Below are 14,001 nucleotides of genomic sequence, written 5' to 3'. Positions count from 1 at the left end.
TGGGTAGGAGAGACAGGGGCTGGGCGGGCCGGCTCAGCGCGGCGGCAGCCGCAGCGCGCCGTCGAGACGGACGACCTCGCCGTTGAGCATCGGGTTCTCGACGATGTGCCGCACGAGCGCGGCGAACTCGGACGGGCGGCCCAGCCGCGCCGGGTGCGGCGTCGCCCCGCCGAGCGCCTGCCTGGCCGCCTCGGGCAGCGCCGCCAGGAGGGGCGTGTCGAACGTGCCGGGAGCGATCGAGACCACGCGGATCAGCACGGCCGCAAGCTCGCGCGCCAGCGGCAGCGTGAGCGCGGCGACGGCGCCCTTCGACGCCGCGTAGGCGGCCTGGCCGATCTGGCCCTCGAACGCGGCGACGGACGACGTCGTGACGAGCACGCCGCGCTCCCCCTCGAGGGGCTCGCGCTCGGCGATCGACGCCGCGGCGAGACGGAGCACGTTCAGGGTGCCGACCGTGTTGACCCGGAGCACCCGCTCGAAGTCCTCGAGGGCGAGGGGGCCGTCGCGGCCGAGCAGGCGGCCCGGAGTGGCGATCCCGGCGCAGGACACCGCGATGCGCAGCTCGCCCGCGGCCGAGACGGCGCGCGCGACGGCCTCCGAGTCGAGCACGTCGCCCGGCGTCGCCCGGACGCCGTCCGGCAGGTCCGCGCGATCGAGGGCGGCGGGCAGATCCAGGACGTGGACCCGCGCGCCCGCGTCGTGCAGGGCGATCGCCGTCGCCGCTCCCAGCCCGGACGCCCCGCCCGCGACGAGCGCGGCCATGCCGTCGAGTCGCATGATCAGGACCCCGGCACCGGTGCGGCCGTCGACATCGCCTCGGCCGAGCAGGTGGTCAGCGTCTCGTCGTACTGCTGCCCGAGCCGGATCGCCTCGCTCCGCTCCTCCTCGTCGGCGGTCGCCGCGGGCGCCGGCGGGCGCTCGCCCAGCCCCCAGCGGGCGAGGCAGTCGGTGATCCGGCGGGTGACGGACGCGGAGTCGTCGAGGGCCGGGTCGGTCGCCGGAGCGTCGCCGGAGGACTCGTCCGGGGAGGGCGTGGAGCTCGTGGCCTGTCGCGGTTCCGCATCGTCGGGCACCTCGGCGAGGGGGCTGCCGCAGCCGCTCACGAGAGCGAGGACGAGGGCCGCGAGAGCCGGCAGCGCGAGCGGGCGTCGGCCGAGCACTCGCGGGGCGACCCGGGGCTGGGGCATGTCGACCTCGTTCGGACGCGGCGAGCAGGGACGGCTGTCACGGTACTCCAGCGGCGGCCGCCCGCGCGGGTGCGGCGCGCATCGGCGGACGCTTGCCGCGCGATCGAGCGGATCGGTCCTGCCGCCGGGCCGCGCCGCTCAGTCCGGATCCGCGAGCGCCCACATGGCGACCGCGCTGGCCGCCGCGACGTTGAGCGAGTCGATCCCGTGCCGCATCGGGATCTGCACCGCGACATCGGCGGAGGCGAGCGCCTCGTCGCTCAGACCGGCCCCCTCCGTCCCCAGCACCAGGGCCACCCGGTCCGGAGCCCGAGCGGCGAACGTCCGCAGCGGCACCGCGCCGGGTGTCAGCGCCATCGCCGCGATCGTGAAGCCCGCCCCGTGCAGGAGCGAGGTCGTCGCACCCCAATCGCCCACCCGCGTCCACGGCACCTGCAGCACGGTGCCCATGCTGACGCGGATCGCCCGGCGGTAGAACGGGTCGGAGCAGCGCGGCGTGACGAGCACCGCGTCCGCGCCGATCGCTCCCACGGAGCGGAAGATCGCGCCGACGTTCGTCGGATCGACCACGTCCTCCAGCACCACGATCCGGCGCGCGCCCGAGATCAGCTCGGCGGGGTCGGGGAGGACGGGGCGGTCCATCGCGGCGATCAGTCCCCGGTGGAGCACGTAGCCGGTGAGCTCGGCGAGGAGCTCCCCGGGACCGGTGAACACCGGCACGTCGTGGTCGCCCACGAGGCGCTCGGCCTCCGCCGCCGAGGACCCCAGGGCCAGGACGGAGCGGGGGCGGTGCCCCGCGCGCAGGGCGCGCTCCAGGACCAGCGCCGATTCCGCGATGTAGAGGCCCTGCGCCCCGCGCGCGTTCTTCAGCGCGACGTCCGTGGCGTGCGCGTAGTCGCGCAGGCGCGGATCCTCGAGAGAGGAGACCTCGACGAGCTCCACGGATCAGGCGAACGGGTCGGGGGTGAGCGTGTACTTCGTGCTGAGGTACTCGCCGATGCCCTCGAGGCCGCCCTCGCGGCCCAGACCGGAGTGCTTCACCCCGCCGAACGGCGCCGCCGCGTTCGAGACGACTCCGACGTTGAGCCCCATCATCCCGGTCTGCAGGCGCTCGATCATGCGCTGGCCCCTCGCGAGATCGCGCGTGAAGACGTAGCCGACCAGTCCGAACTCGGTGTCGTTCGCGAGGCGCACGGCCTCCTCCTCGTCGCGGAACGGCGTGATCGCCAGCACCGGCCCGAAGATCTCGGTGCGCAGCAGCTCGCTGCCCGCCGCGACCCCCGACAGCACCGTGGGCTCGTAGAAGTGCCCCGCCCCGTCGATCCCGTGGCCGCCGACCCGCACCCGGGCGCCGCGCGAGACGGCGTCGTCGACGAGCGAGCCGGTCTTCGCGACGGCCCGGTCGTCGATGAGCGGACCGATGCCGACGCCCGGCTCGGTGCCGCGGCCGACCCGCAGCGCGGCGACCCTCTCGGTCACCCGGGCCGCGAACTCCTCGGCGATCGACTCGTGCACGAAGAAGCGGTTGGCCGCGGTGCACGCCTGGCCGATGTTGCGGAACTTCGCGGCCATCGCGCCCTCGACCGCCCGGTCGAGGTCGGCGTCCTCGAAGACGACGAAGGGCGCGTTGCCGCCGAGCTCCATCGAGGTGCGCAGGACGTTCGACGCCGCCTGCTTCAGCAGCGTCTGCCCCACGGGGGTGGATCCGGTGAACGAGACCTTCCGCAGTCGGGGATCGGCGAGGATCGGCTCCGACACCGCCCCCGCGCTCGAGGTGGTGACCACGTTGACGACGCCGGCTGGGACCCCCGCCTCGGTGAGCAGCGCTGCGAACGCGAGGGTGGTCAGCGGAGTGAGCTCCGCCGGCTTCACGACGACGGTGCAGCCCGCCGCCAGTGCGGGCGCGATCTTCCGGGTCGCCATGGCGAGCGGGAAGTTCCAGGGGGTGATCAGGTAGCACGGCCCGACGGGGTGCTGCGAGACGATCATCCGCCCCGTCCCCTCGGGGTTGACCCCGTAGCGACCCGAGATGCGCACGGCCTCCTCGCTGAACCAGCGGAGGAACTCGCCTCCGTAAGCCACCTCGCCGAGCGCCTCGGCGATCGGCTTGCCCATCTCGAGCGTCATCAGCAGCGCGAACTCGTCCTTGCGCTCCTGGAGCAGGTCGAAGGCGCGACGGAGGATCTCCCCGCGCCGACGGGGCGCGGTCGCAGCCCACGCGTCCGCGGCGCCGGCAGCGGCGTCGAGGGCGCGCAGACCGTCCTCCGGAGTCGCATCGGCGATCGTCCGCAGGACCTCGCCGGTCGCCGGGTCCTCCACGTCGAGGGTCCCGCCGCCCGAGGCGTCGACCCACTCTCCTCCGATGTACAGCTGCGCCGGAGTGCGCGCGAGGAGGGCCGCCTCGGAGGCGGCGCGGGAGTCGACGGAATCAGTCACAGTATCGCTCTTTCTCTGCGGATCGCGGCGCGGAAGGCGCTCGCGGGAGAGGATCACCTCTCCGATGGTACTCGCCGTGCCGCGGCTGCCCGGGGGCGGAGCGGCGGATCCCGATCAGGCCGACGGCTCGATGCGGACCCCTGCGGCGGCGAGCTCGCGCAGTGCCGCCGCGCTCGCCTCCGCCGACACCCCGGCGACGAGATCGTCGAGGACCCGCACCTCGAGGCCCGCCGCCCGCGCGTCGAGCGCCGAGGCGCGGACGCAGTGGTCCGTCGCGAGACCGACGATGTCGAGCTCGGTGACGCCCAGGCGCGCGAGGACCTCCGGCAGAGCATCGCCGTCGGACGTCGTGCCCTCGAACGCCGAGTACGAGGGACGGCCCTGGCCCTTCCAGACGTGCACGTCGACGGTGTCCGTCCTCAGCGCCGGGTGGTACTCGGCACCGGGGGTCCCCGCCACGCAGTGCACCGGCCAGCTGTCGACGAAGTCGGGCGCGGTGGAGAAGTGACCGCCGTTGTCGTTGCCGCCGTCGTGCCAGTCGCGCGAGGCGAGGACCGTCCGGTACCGGTCGGGGTGGGCGGTGAGGTAGGTCGAGACGTCCTCGGCGACCCGGGCGCCCCCGGCGACGGCGAGGGCGCCGCCCTCGGTGAAGTCGTTCTGCACGTCGACGATCAGGAGCGCGGTGGTCATGGGGGTCCTTCCGGGACGGGTGGAGGGGAGTCGGGGGCAGGAGTCGGGGATCAGGAGTCGGAGAGCGAGGCGCCGCAGCGGTAGAAGCCGGTGACGAGCGTGTCGATCGCGGTCTTCGCGGAGTCGGCGACGTCGCCGAGGGCGTACACCGCGAAGGTCATCACGGTGCCGTCGGCCGCGGTGACGACGCCCGCGAGCGTGTAGCCGGTGTCGATCCAGCCGGTCTTCGCGAGCACCGCGCCGTCGGCCACGGCGTTGTCGCCCGCGAACCGGTCGGCGTACGAGAGCGACCCTGTCCGCCCCGACACGGGCAGCCCGTCCAGCACGACGCCCAGATCGCCCTCGCGGGCCTGCACCTTCCGCAGGAGCTCCGTGAAGTACGCGGGCGCGACGGAGTTGTCGTCGCTCAGCCCCGAGCCGTCCGCGACGACGATGCCCGCCGTGTCGACGCCGTAGCCCGAGAGGCCCTGCAGCACTCCCGCCTGCTCGGCCGCGAACGTGCTGCCGGCTCCGGTGCGGATCGCGACGAGCCGGGCGAGCATCTCGGCGATCGCGTTGTCCGAGACGAGCAGCATCTGCTGCACCAGCTCCCGGACCGGAGCCGACTCGACGGTGCCCAGGACCGCCGCACCGTCCGGCGCCGTCCCCGTGCTGACGGTCGGCGATCCGGGCAGCTCGCCGGCGAACGCCGAGCCCGCCCGCCCGATCGGGTCGGTGCCGCGCACCGAGGTGGACGCGGTCGGATCCGCCCGGTCGCCGTCGACCTGGAGCGCCGTGATCTCGGGCATGTAGCCCTGCGTCTGCTCCTTGCGGTTCCACGAGGGCTGCCAGGTGTCGCCGGTGAAGAGGGAGGAGTCCAGGACCAGCGAGGTGATCGGCGTGCCGGCCGTCGCCGGGTCGGCCGCCCACGCGCTCTCGACCTGCGCTGCGAGATCGTCGAGGTGCGCCGCTCCCGGGTAGAACGACTCCTGCCCGCTCGGGAGACGGCTGAGGGTGAGGTCGCCGCCGCCGACGAGCACGACGGAACCGGGCGCCTCCCCGCGCACCGCGGTGGTGGCGATCCGCGCGTCGGGTCCGAGCACCGCCAGAGCGGAGGCGGCGGTCAGGATCTTGAGGGCGCTCGCGGTGCGCGAGGGGGTGAGCCCTCCGCGGTCGAACAGCACCTGGCCGGTCGCCGCGTCGACGACGCGCGCCTGCATCGACCCGAGCCGCGGGTCGGCCGCCGCGTCGGCGACGGAGCAGGTGCGCAGGGCGGACGTGATCTCCGCGGCGGTCGGCCGGGCGGAGGGAGTGGGAGTGGCGGTGGGGGCGACGGTCGCGGTCGCTGCGGGAGTCGACGTGGCGGCCGCCCGAGGCGCCTCGTCACCGCCGAGCGCCGCTCCGACGGCGACCGCGCCCGTTCCCAGCAGCACGGCGACGACGGCACCGGCCACCGCGAGCAGCCAGGGCCGTCGGCGGGAGGCGTCGGTCGATCGCGGCTCGGTCATCCAGGACATGGTAGTCGCGGCTCGCGAGCGGCTCCTGGAAGCAGGATCAGCCGGACCGTGCGACCGGCTACACTCCGGGCTACACGTGCAGGTGCAATGTGGAGCCGCCTGTGGGAATCGAACCCACGACCTTCTCATTACGAGTGAGACGCTCTGCCGACTGAGCTAAGGCGGCGTGAACAGGGGCCTGAGCCCCGGACACGAGTACACAGCATACCCGCTGCCGAGCCCGGTCGTGAACACGAGGGCCGGCACGGCCCCGCTCACGCGAGGACGGCGCGGAGCTCCTCGAAGGACGCGGCCACGCGGCCGGCGAGGGCGTCGCGTCCGTCCTGGTCCGCCCAGCCGGCCCACGCGTGCCGCATCGCGGCGAGTCCGACGAGGGTGAGCATGCGGGCGCGGCTGCGGGCGCGCTCGACGTCGGGCTCGGTGCGCGAGAGGCGGTCGGCCACGAGCTCCTCCACCGCGACCTCGAAGTCGCGCATCCCCGCGATCTTGAGACCGACGAGCTGCGGGTGCTCGCGGAACAGCTCGCGCCGGAGCAGGTGCAGCTCGCGATCGTCCTCCATCGGCTCCTCCATGGCGGCGACGAACACGGTCTGCAGCGCCTCGAGCACAGGGCCGTCGCCCCGGAGGAAGTCGGCGGCGGTGTCGTCGGTGATCACGGGGAGACCGCCGACGAGGGCGTCCTCCTTCGAGGCGAAGTAGTTGAAGAACGTCCGGGTCGAGACGTCGGCCTGCCGCGAGACGTCCTCGATCGTCACGCGGTCGGGGCCGCGCTCGGTGGCCAGGCGCAGCACGGCCATCTCGATGGCCCGCCGGGTGGCGAGCCGCTTGCGCTCGCGGAGGCCGGGCCGGGCGCTCGAGGCGCCGGTCTCGTTCAGCACTGCGGATCCTCCTCCGGCACGACGCCCTCGAGCAGGTACGCGTCGACCGTGTCGTTCACGCACGCGTTCGACTTGTTGTAGGCGGTGTGCCCCTCGCCCGTGTAGGTGAGGAGTCGGCCCTCGGCGAGCTGCCCGGCCAGCGCCTCTGCCCAGACGTAGGGCGTGGCGGGATCGTTGGTGGTGCCGACGACCAGGATCGGTGCCGAGCCCTCCGCCGCGATGGGCGCGCGGGAGCCCTCGAAGGCCGCGGGCCACTCGCTGCAGAGGATGTCCCCGTAGGCCATGTAGCGCCCGATCGTGGGAGCCGCCTCCTCGAGGGCGGCTGCGTCCGCCCGCATCACGGCGGTGTCGCCGGTGTAGGAGTAGTCGACGCAGTTGATCGCGAGGAACGCCTCGGTCGCGTTGTCGCGGTAGCCGCCGTCGGCGTCGCGCCCGTTGTACGCGTCCGCGTACTGGAACGCGGTCTCCGCCGCGCCCTTCCGCACCTCCGCGAGCATCTCGCTCAGGGCTCCCCACGCCCCCGCGTCGTACAGCGGGTAGACGATGGCGGTGAAGAGGGTGCTGGAGCCGAGGACGCGCCCATCGGCCGCGCGGATCGGCGACGCGTCGACGCGCTCCAGCATCGCCCGCACCTGCGCCATCCCGTCCTCGACCGAGCCCGTGAAGGGGCAGGCCGCGGTGCCGAGGCAGTCGGCGAGGTAGGCGCGCAGGGCGCTCTCGAAGCCCTTCGCCTGCTCGCGGACGACGTCGAGCGAGGTCGCGGCCGGATCGATCGCCCCGTCGAGCACGAGGCGCCCCACGCGATCGGGGAACAGTCCCGCGTACGTCGCTCCGAGGAACGTCCCGTAGGAGTAGCCGAGGTAGTTCAGCGACTCGTCGCCGAGCGCGGCGCGGAGCACATCGAGGTCGCGGGCGGCGTTCGGCGTGGGGACCTCGCCGAGGAGGGCGCCGCTGCGCTGGGCGCAGGCGTCGGCGAACGCCGCCGCGGCGGTCCGCTGCGCCGCGATCCACTCGTCGCTCCCGCGCTCCCCCGGCGTGACGTCGTACAGGTAGGAGTCGAGGCCGGCGTCGTCGAGGCACGAGACAGCCGTGGAGGCGCCCACGCCGCGCGGATCGAAGCCCACGACGTCGTACCGGGCGGCGAGCTCGTCGTCGACCGCGTAGTCCACGCTGTCGCGGATGAAGTCGACGCCCGAGGCGCCCGGGCCGCCGGGATTCACGAGCAGCGAGCCGAGCGCCGGCTGCTGCTCGGCGGGGTGCCGGACCAGCGCGATCGACGCGGTCTCCCCCGTCGGGTCGTCCCAGTCGAGCGGCACGGTCGCCTCGGTGCACTGAGCATCGTAACCGCAGTCGTCCCAGACGAGGACCTGCCCGTAGTACGGCTCGAGACCGGCGTCGACCGACTGCGGAGCCGGAGTGGACGTCGTCTCCGCGGAACCAGGCGCGAAGCAGCCGGCGAGCAGCGCGGTCGCCGCGAGCAGGGCGGAGACGCCGAGGGAGCGGCGGGCGCGCGTCACGCGGCCACCGGACGGCGGGCGGCGACGACGAGCATCGCCTCGAGGGCGAGGACGGGCGACACGTTGGCGTCGATCCGCTGGCGCGCGGTCGAGACGGCGTCGAGCACGGCGAGGGTGCGCTCGGGACGCGTGGACTCGGCGAGCGCGGTCATCTCGGCGCGGACCTCCTCGTTGATGACGCCGCCGGGGGCGCCGAGCTGGAGCCGGACGACGTCGCGGTAGAGCGAGAGCAGGTCGACGAGGATCCGGTCGAGCCCGTCGCGCAGACTGCGGGTGGCGCGGCGCTTCTGGTCCTCCTCGAGGGCGCGCAGCTGCGACCGCAGCTGCGGCGGGATCGTGCCCCCCGGCTCCACCCCGAGCGAGCGCAGCGCCTGCGCGCGCTCGACCTCGTCGCGCTCGAGCGTGATCGCCTTGGCGTCCTCCGTGGCGACCTCGATGAGGCGGGCCGCCCCGAGGACGGCGTCCGAGACCCCGCGCAGTCGCAGGGCGATGCGGAGGGTCTCCTCGCGCCGCTCGCGCGCGTTCGCATCCGTGGCGAGGCGGTGCGCCATGCCGATGTGGCTCTGCGCCTGGCGCGCGGCGCGCTCCGCGGTCTGCGCGTCGACTCCGTCCCGCCGCTCGAGCAGCCCGGCGACGTCCTCCACGCTGGGCACGCGCAAGCGGACGGAGCGCACGCGCGAGCGGATGGTGGGCAGGAGATCGGCCTCGCTGGGCGCGCAGAGGATCCAGACGGTGCGCTCCGGCGGCTCCTCGAGCGCCTTCAGGAGCACGTTGGACGTGCGCTCGCTCATCCGGTCGGCGTCCTCGATCACCATCACGCGGTAGCGCGAGACGGACGGCGAGTACTGCGAGCTCGAGACGAGCTTGCGCACCTCCTCGATCGAGATGATCACGCGCTCGGTCGCGAGCACGGACAGATCCGGGTGCGAGCGCGCCGCCACCTGACGGCAGTCGGGGCACTCCCCGCAGCCCCCGTTCCGGCAGAGCAGCGCGGAGGCGAACGCGTAGGCCAGGTTCGAGCGGCCGGAGCCGGGGGGCCCGGTGATCAGCCACGAGTGCGTCATGGACGCCGATTCGTCGCCCGAGGCGGTGCGGGGCGTCGAGGCGTCGCGGAGGGCGCCGATGGCGTGCTCCTGACCGACGAGCTGGCTCCAGACGTTCACGCGACCACGCTACCGGCGAGCACCGACAGGGCCGCCGCCGTCCAAGCCGCGGCGCTCGAGGAGCTGCTCGACGCGGGAGCGCACCGCCGCCGCGAGCTCCTCGACCGGCAGGGTCGCGTCGAGAACGAGGAAGCGCTCGGGGTCGGAGTCCGCGATCGCGAGGAAGCCGCTCCGCACGCGCTCGTGGAACTCGGCCTTCTCGGCCTCCAGCCGGTCGAACCGGGTGCGAGCGGCGTCGAGCCGCGACCGGGCCGCCGCCGGATCGAGGTCGAGCAGCACGGTCAGATCGGGGCGGAAGTCGTGCGTCGCCCACTCCGAGAGGCGCCTCACCTCGCCCGCGTCGAGCACGCGCCCGGCGCCCTGGTAGGCGACGGAGGAGTCGATGTAGCGGTCCTGGACCACCACCTCGCCGCGCTCGATCGCCGGTCGCACCAGGGTGCCGATGTGCTGGGCGCGGTCGGCGGCGTAGAGCAGTGCCTCGGCGCGCGGGTCGATCTCGCCGCGGTGGTGCAGGACGATCTCGCGGATCTGCACCCCCACCTCCGTACCGCCCGGCTCGCGCGTGCGCACGACGGTCTCGCCCCGCGAGCCCAGCCACTCCTCGAGCAGCCGGGCCTGCGTGGTCTTGCCGGCGCCGTCCCCGCCCTCGAGAGTGACGAACAGCCCGGTCACTCCGTCGCGCCCGTCGCCTCCGACGCGGCCGCGGCCTTCTTCGCGGCCGGCTTGCGCGCGGTGGCGGGCTTCGCCGCAGTCGTCTTCGCGGCAGTGGTCTTCGCCGCCGTCGTCTTGGCCGCCGTGGTCTTGGCCGCGGTGGTCTTGGCCGCCGTGGTCTTCGCCGCCGTCGTCTTCGCTGCCGTGGTCTTGGCCGCCGTCGTCTTGGCCGCGGGCTTCTTCGCCGGAGCGCGCTTCGCCGGGGCCTTCTTGACCGGTCCCTTGGCGCGCTTGTCGGCGAGCATCTGCACGGCCTGCTCGAAGTCGATCTCCTCGATCGTCTGACCCTTGGGGATCGTGACGTTCGTCTCGCCGTCGGTGACGTAGGCGCCGAAGCGGCCGTCGCGGATCCGGATCGGCTTGCCGCTGACGGGGTCCGCCTCGAACTCCTTCAGCGCACTGGAGGCGCGCTTCGCTCCGTACTTGGGCTGGGCGAACACCTCGAGCGCGGTCGGCAGGTCGACCTCGAAGATCTGGTCCTCGCTCGTGAGCGACCGGCTGTCGGTGCCCTTCTTGAGGTAGGGGCCGTAGCGGCCGTTCTGAGCCGTGATCGGCTCACCCGTCTCGGGGTCCTCGCCGACGGTGCGCGGGAGGTCGAGCAGCCGGAGCGCGGTCGCCAGGTCGATCGACGCGACGTCCATCGACTTGAAGAGCGAGGAGGTGCGCGGCTTCACCACCGCGGGCTTCTTCGCTCCCCGCTTGGCCGGCGCAGGCTCGACGACCTCGCCCGTCGCCGGGTCCGCGGTGGTCTCGGGCTCGGGGTCGACCTCGGTGACGTAGGGGCCGAAGCGCCCGTCCTTCACGACGACGGTCTTCCCGCTGTCGGGGTTGCTGCCGAGCACGCGGTCGGTCTGGACCGGGGCGTCGATGAGCTCCTGCGCCTTGGCCGGCGTCAGCTCGTCGGGGGCGAGCTCGAGCGGCAGGTTCACGCGCCGCGGCGTCTCCTGCCCCTCCTCCTCGGCGACCTCGAGGTACGGGCCGTACTTGCCGATCCGGAGCGTGATGTCGTCGGTGATGCGGATGGAGTTGATGCTCTTCGCGTCGATCTCGCCGAGGTTGTCGACGACGTTGCGGAGTCCGGGGTGCGCGCCGCCGCCGAAGTAGAAGCGGTTCAGCCAGTCGACCCGGTCCTCCTCGCCGCCGGCGATGCGGTCGAGGTCGCCCTCCATCTCGGCGGTGAAGTCGTACTCCACGAGGTCCGAGAAGAAGTCCTCGAGCAGGCGCACCACCGAGAACGCGATCCAGTTCGGCACGAGGGCCGTGCCGCGCGGGGTGACGTAGCCGCGGTCGACGATGGTCGAGATGATCGAGGCGTACGTCGAGGGGCGCCCGATCCCCAGCTCTTCGAGCGACTTGACGAGGCTCGCCTCCGTGTAGCGCGGCGGCGGCGAGGTCTCGTGGCCCTTCGCCTCGACCTCGGCGACCACGAGGGACTGGCCGACCTCGAGTACGGGCAGCTTGGCGTCCTTCTCGTCGCGGGCACCGTGGCGCTCCTCGTCGCGGCCCTCCTCGTAGGCGAGCAGGAAGCCGCGGAAGGTGATGACCGTGCCGGACGCGGTGAACTCCGCGCTGCGGCTCGTGTCGCCGGCCGGGTTCGCCTCGAGGGTGACGGTGGCGGTCGAGCCCTTGGCGTCGGCCATCTGCGAGGCGACGGTGCGCTTCCAGATCAGGTCGTAGAGGCGGTGGTCGTTGCCGCGGAGGGTGCCCGCGAGCTGGTCCGGGGTGCGGAAGGTCTCACCGGCGGGGCGGATCGCCTCGTGCGCCTCCTGCGCGTTCTTGTTCTTGCCGGAGTATAGGCGCGGCTTGTCGGGCACGGTCTCGGCGCCGTAGAGCGCGGTCGCCTGCGAGCGCGCCGCGGTGATCGCCTGCTGCGACAGGTTGGGCGAGTCGGTCCTCATGTAGGTGATGAAGCCGTTCTCGTACAGCGACTGCGCCACGCTCATCGTCTGGCGCGCCGAGAAGCGGAGCTTGCGCGCCGCCTCCTGCTGGAGCGTCGACGTGGTGAAGGGCGCCGCCGGACGGCGCGAGTAGGGCTTGGACTCGAGGTTCGTGACGCGCACGACGGTGGCGGGGTCGCGGAGCGCTCCGGCCAGAGCGGTCGCGCTGGTCTCGTCGAGCACGGTGACGTCGCTCTTGAGGGCGCCGCGGTCGTCGAAGTCGCGGCCGCTTCCGATGCGCTTGCCGTCCAGTCGCGCCAGTCGGGCGTCGAAGCCCGCCGAGGCGTCGGACTCGGGGGCGAGCACCGTCGCCAGGTCCCAGTAGCTCGCCGAGACGAAGGCGAGACGCTCGCGCTCGCGGTCGACGACGAGGCGGGTGGCGGCGGACTGCACGCGCCCGGCCGAGAGCCCGGGACCGACCTTGCGCCAGAGCACGGGCGAGATCTCGTAGCCGTAGAGGCGGTCGAGGATCCGGCGGGTCTCCTGCGCGTCGACGAGGGAGGTGTCGATGTCGCGGGTGTTCTGGCTGGCCTTCTGGATCGCGTCCTTGGTGATCTCGTGGAAGACCATGCGGTGCACGGGGACCTTGGGCTTGAGCTCCTCGAGGAGGTGCCACGCGATGGCCTCGCCCTCGCGGTCCTCATCCGTCGCGAGGAAGAGCTCGTCGGCGTTCTTCAGCGCGCGCTTGAGATCGGCGACGGTCTTCTTCTTCTGATCGGACACGACGTAGTAGGGCTCGAAGCCGTTGTCGACGTCGACCGAGAACTTGCCCAGCGGGCCCTTCTTGAGCTCGGGCGGGAGGTTCTTGGGCTCGATGAGGTCGCGGATGTGGCCGACGGAGGCGAGCACCTCGTACCCGTCGCCCAGGTACTGGGCGATGGTCTTGGCCTTCGCCGGCGACTCGACGATCACCAGCTTCTTCGTGCCGGACACAGTTCTCCTCGGTTGATGCTGTCGGGTCGGACGAACAGGGTGTCCGACGGGTCCCCGTCCAGGGGGAGGCGGTGCGCGGCGACCGCACGGGGAACGGCCATCCGTTCACGTGGGCTGCAGGCGCCCGACAGGCACACCATACACACCGAGTCCGGGGACGGAGGCCCGCTCGGGGGCCGGATGAGGCTGAGAGCGAACCCTGAGCGCGCCGAGCGCCGTCCGACCGTAAGGCCCTCTCCTGGTGACGCGGCGCCCGGATCGGCGCATGATGTGGTGCATGGCAACGACGCTGACTCCTTCTTCTCCCGCCCTCTCCGCGTACACCGCGAAGCTCACCGACGGACCGCTCGAGGGCAAGACCCTCCGACGCCCGTACGGCGACGAGCAGGCTCCCGCCGCCCGCCTCGAGATCCCCACCGGCCGCAACGGCTCCCGCTGGATCTACCTCCTCGCCGGCTCCCTCGAGCACGACGAGGGCGCGGGCTCCCTGCCGACCGCCGCGGCCTACCGGTACCAGCGGCTCAGCTCCGACTGATCCGCGGCTCGGCCGCCGCGTCACGACGGCGGCCCGGCCCGGGATCGAGCCCCCAGCACGAACGGCCCGACGGTCACCACGACCTCGACGGTCGCCACTCCCTCTTCCACCGCGCACTCCGAGACCCGCGCCGCACCCGCCCGGGCCACCCGGTCGGCCGCGCTGCACGGCTCCCCGGGCAGGAGCCCCGACGCGACATCGGCTGCGGCGAGCGCCGCTGCGTCGGCCGCCGCGACCGCGCGCTGGTGCCCGACCAGCCCGCCGCACCCGGCGAGGACCGCGGCGGTCACGAGGATCGTGCCCGCCACCACTCCGACCGCCGCCGTCGCCGCCGAGCCGTCCTCCCCTGCGGGCACCCGCACCGGATCCCCTCTGCGGCGGGTCACCCCCCGCTCCCGAGCGCGCACGAGCGGATCGCGACCGGCACCTCGAGGACCGGCAGGGGCCGCAGCCGGGCCGCCACCTCGACGCAGACGAGGCCCCCCTCCGTCGAGACCCCCACCTCCGCTCCCGGATCG

General features: G+C 73.5%; 13 protein-coding genes and 1 tRNA gene. 1 reads left to right on the top strand and 13 read right to left on the bottom strand.

Annotated elements, in window-relative coordinates:
• Positions 1 to 33: 33 nt before the first annotated feature.
• The 12 genes from NB037_RS15705 to topA all read right to left on the bottom strand — a co-directional run bounded on the left by NB037_RS15705 (position 34) and on the right by topA (position 12,948).
• Positions 34 to 777, bottom strand: a complete 744-nt coding sequence (locus NB037_RS15705) for an SDR family NAD(P)-dependent oxidoreductase (RefSeq protein ID WP_251947335.1) — start codon at positions 775 to 777, stop codon at positions 34 to 36.
• A 2-nt stretch (positions 778 to 779) separates the two neighbouring features.
• A complete protein-coding gene (locus tag NB037_RS15700; protein ID WP_251947332.1) occupies positions 780 to 1,187 on the bottom strand; it encodes a hypothetical protein in 408 nt (135 codons plus the stop codon).
• Between the two features lie 138 nt (positions 1,188 to 1,325).
• Positions 1,326 to 2,129, bottom strand: a complete 804-nt coding sequence (locus tag NB037_RS15695; RefSeq protein ID WP_251947329.1) for a TrmH family RNA methyltransferase — start codon at positions 2,127 to 2,129, stop codon at positions 1,326 to 1,328.
• 3 nt (positions 2,130 to 2,132) lie between these two features.
• Complete coding sequence (locus NB037_RS15690) at positions 2,133 to 3,623, bottom strand: NAD-dependent succinate-semialdehyde dehydrogenase (protein WP_251947327.1); 1,491 nt, start codon at positions 3,621 to 3,623, stop codon at positions 2,133 to 2,135.
• A gap of 114 nt (positions 3,624 to 3,737) precedes the next feature.
• Positions 3,738 to 4,313 carry an isochorismatase family protein gene (locus NB037_RS15685; RefSeq protein ID WP_251947324.1) on the bottom strand — a complete coding sequence of 192 codons (576 nt, stop codon included), beginning with the start codon at positions 4,311 to 4,313 and terminating at the stop codon, positions 3,738 to 3,740.
• A gap of 50 nt (positions 4,314 to 4,363) precedes the next feature.
• Positions 4,364 to 5,800, bottom strand: coding sequence for a D-alanyl-D-alanine carboxypeptidase/D-alanyl-D-alanine endopeptidase (gene dacB / locus NB037_RS15680; RefSeq protein WP_251947320.1), 1,437 nt, complete (start codon positions 5,798 to 5,800; stop codon positions 4,364 to 4,366).
• Between the two features lie 99 nt (positions 5,801 to 5,899).
• Positions 5,900 to 5,975: transfer RNA gene (locus NB037_RS15675), tRNA-Thr, on the bottom strand.
• Positions 5,976 to 6,063: 88 nt separating this feature from the next.
• Complete coding sequence (locus NB037_RS15670; protein ID WP_251947317.1) at positions 6,064 to 6,687, bottom strand: TetR/AcrR family transcriptional regulator; 624 nt, start codon at positions 6,685 to 6,687, stop codon at positions 6,064 to 6,066.
• Positions 6,681 to 8,204: an alpha/beta hydrolase gene (locus NB037_RS15665; RefSeq protein ID WP_251947314.1), complete on the bottom strand. Its 1,524-nt coding sequence runs from the start codon at positions 8,202 to 8,204 to the stop codon at positions 6,681 to 6,683. The genes NB037_RS15670 and NB037_RS15665 overlap by 7 nt, the downstream gene beginning before the upstream one ends.
• Positions 8,201 to 9,367, bottom strand: a complete 1,167-nt coding sequence (locus NB037_RS15660; protein ID WP_251947311.1) for a DNA polymerase III subunit delta' — start codon at positions 9,365 to 9,367, stop codon at positions 8,201 to 8,203. The genes NB037_RS15665 and NB037_RS15660 overlap by 4 nt, the downstream gene beginning before the upstream one ends.
• Before the next feature lie 9 nt (positions 9,368 to 9,376).
• Positions 9,377 to 10,039, bottom strand: a complete 663-nt coding sequence (tmk, locus tag NB037_RS15655) for a dTMP kinase (protein WP_251947308.1) — start codon at positions 10,037 to 10,039, stop codon at positions 9,377 to 9,379.
• On the bottom strand, positions 10,036 to 12,948 hold the full coding sequence (topA, locus tag NB037_RS15650; RefSeq protein ID WP_251947306.1) for a type I DNA topoisomerase: 2,913 nt from the start codon (positions 12,946 to 12,948) through the stop codon (positions 10,036 to 10,038). The genes tmk and topA overlap by 4 nt, the downstream gene beginning before the upstream one ends.
• A 277-nt stretch (positions 12,949 to 13,225) precedes the next feature.
• Here topA and NB037_RS15645 point away from each other — a divergent pair, with 277 nt between their 5' ends.
• Positions 13,226 to 13,483 carry a hypothetical protein gene (locus tag NB037_RS15645; RefSeq protein ID WP_251947303.1) on the top strand — a complete coding sequence of 86 codons (258 nt, stop codon included), beginning with the start codon at positions 13,226 to 13,228 and terminating at the stop codon, positions 13,481 to 13,483.
• Between the two features lie 20 nt (positions 13,484 to 13,503).
• On the opposite strand, the gene NB037_RS15640 is transcribed toward NB037_RS15645, so the two are convergent.
• Positions 13,504 to 13,869, bottom strand: a complete 366-nt coding sequence (locus NB037_RS15640) for an Rv3654c family TadE-like protein (protein ID WP_251947300.1) — start codon at positions 13,867 to 13,869, stop codon at positions 13,504 to 13,506.
• Positions 13,870 to 14,001 lie beyond the last annotated feature (132 nt).

It is taken from the genome of Rathayibacter rubneri (assembly GCF_023743255.1).
GTDB lineage: Bacteria > Actinomycetota > Actinomycetes > Actinomycetales > Microbacteriaceae > Rathayibacter > Rathayibacter rubneri.
Note: the sequence above shows the minus strand (reverse complement) of the source record. Positions and strands in the feature narration are given on the sequence as shown.

Bases quoted from the DNA above. Each gene is read 5' to 3' on its own strand.
- NB037_RS15700 (WP_251947332.1), bottom strand. From the start codon at position 1,187: ATGCCCCAGCCCCGGGTCGCCCCGCGAGTGCTCGGCCGACGCCCGCTC.
- dacB (WP_251947320.1), bottom strand. From the start codon at position 5,800: ATGACCGAGCCGCGATCGACCGACGCCTCCCGCCGACGGCCCTGGCTG.
- NB037_RS15705 (WP_251947335.1), bottom strand. From the start codon at position 777: ATGCGACTCGACGGCATGGCCGCGCTCGTCGCGGGCGGGGCGTCCGGG.
- NB037_RS15685 (WP_251947324.1), bottom strand. From the start codon at position 4,313: ATGACCACCGCGCTCCTGATCGTCGACGTGCAGAACGACTTCACCGAG.
- NB037_RS15645 (WP_251947303.1), top strand. From the start codon at position 13,226: ATGGCAACGACGCTGACTCCTTCTTCTCCCGCCCTCTCCGCGTACACC.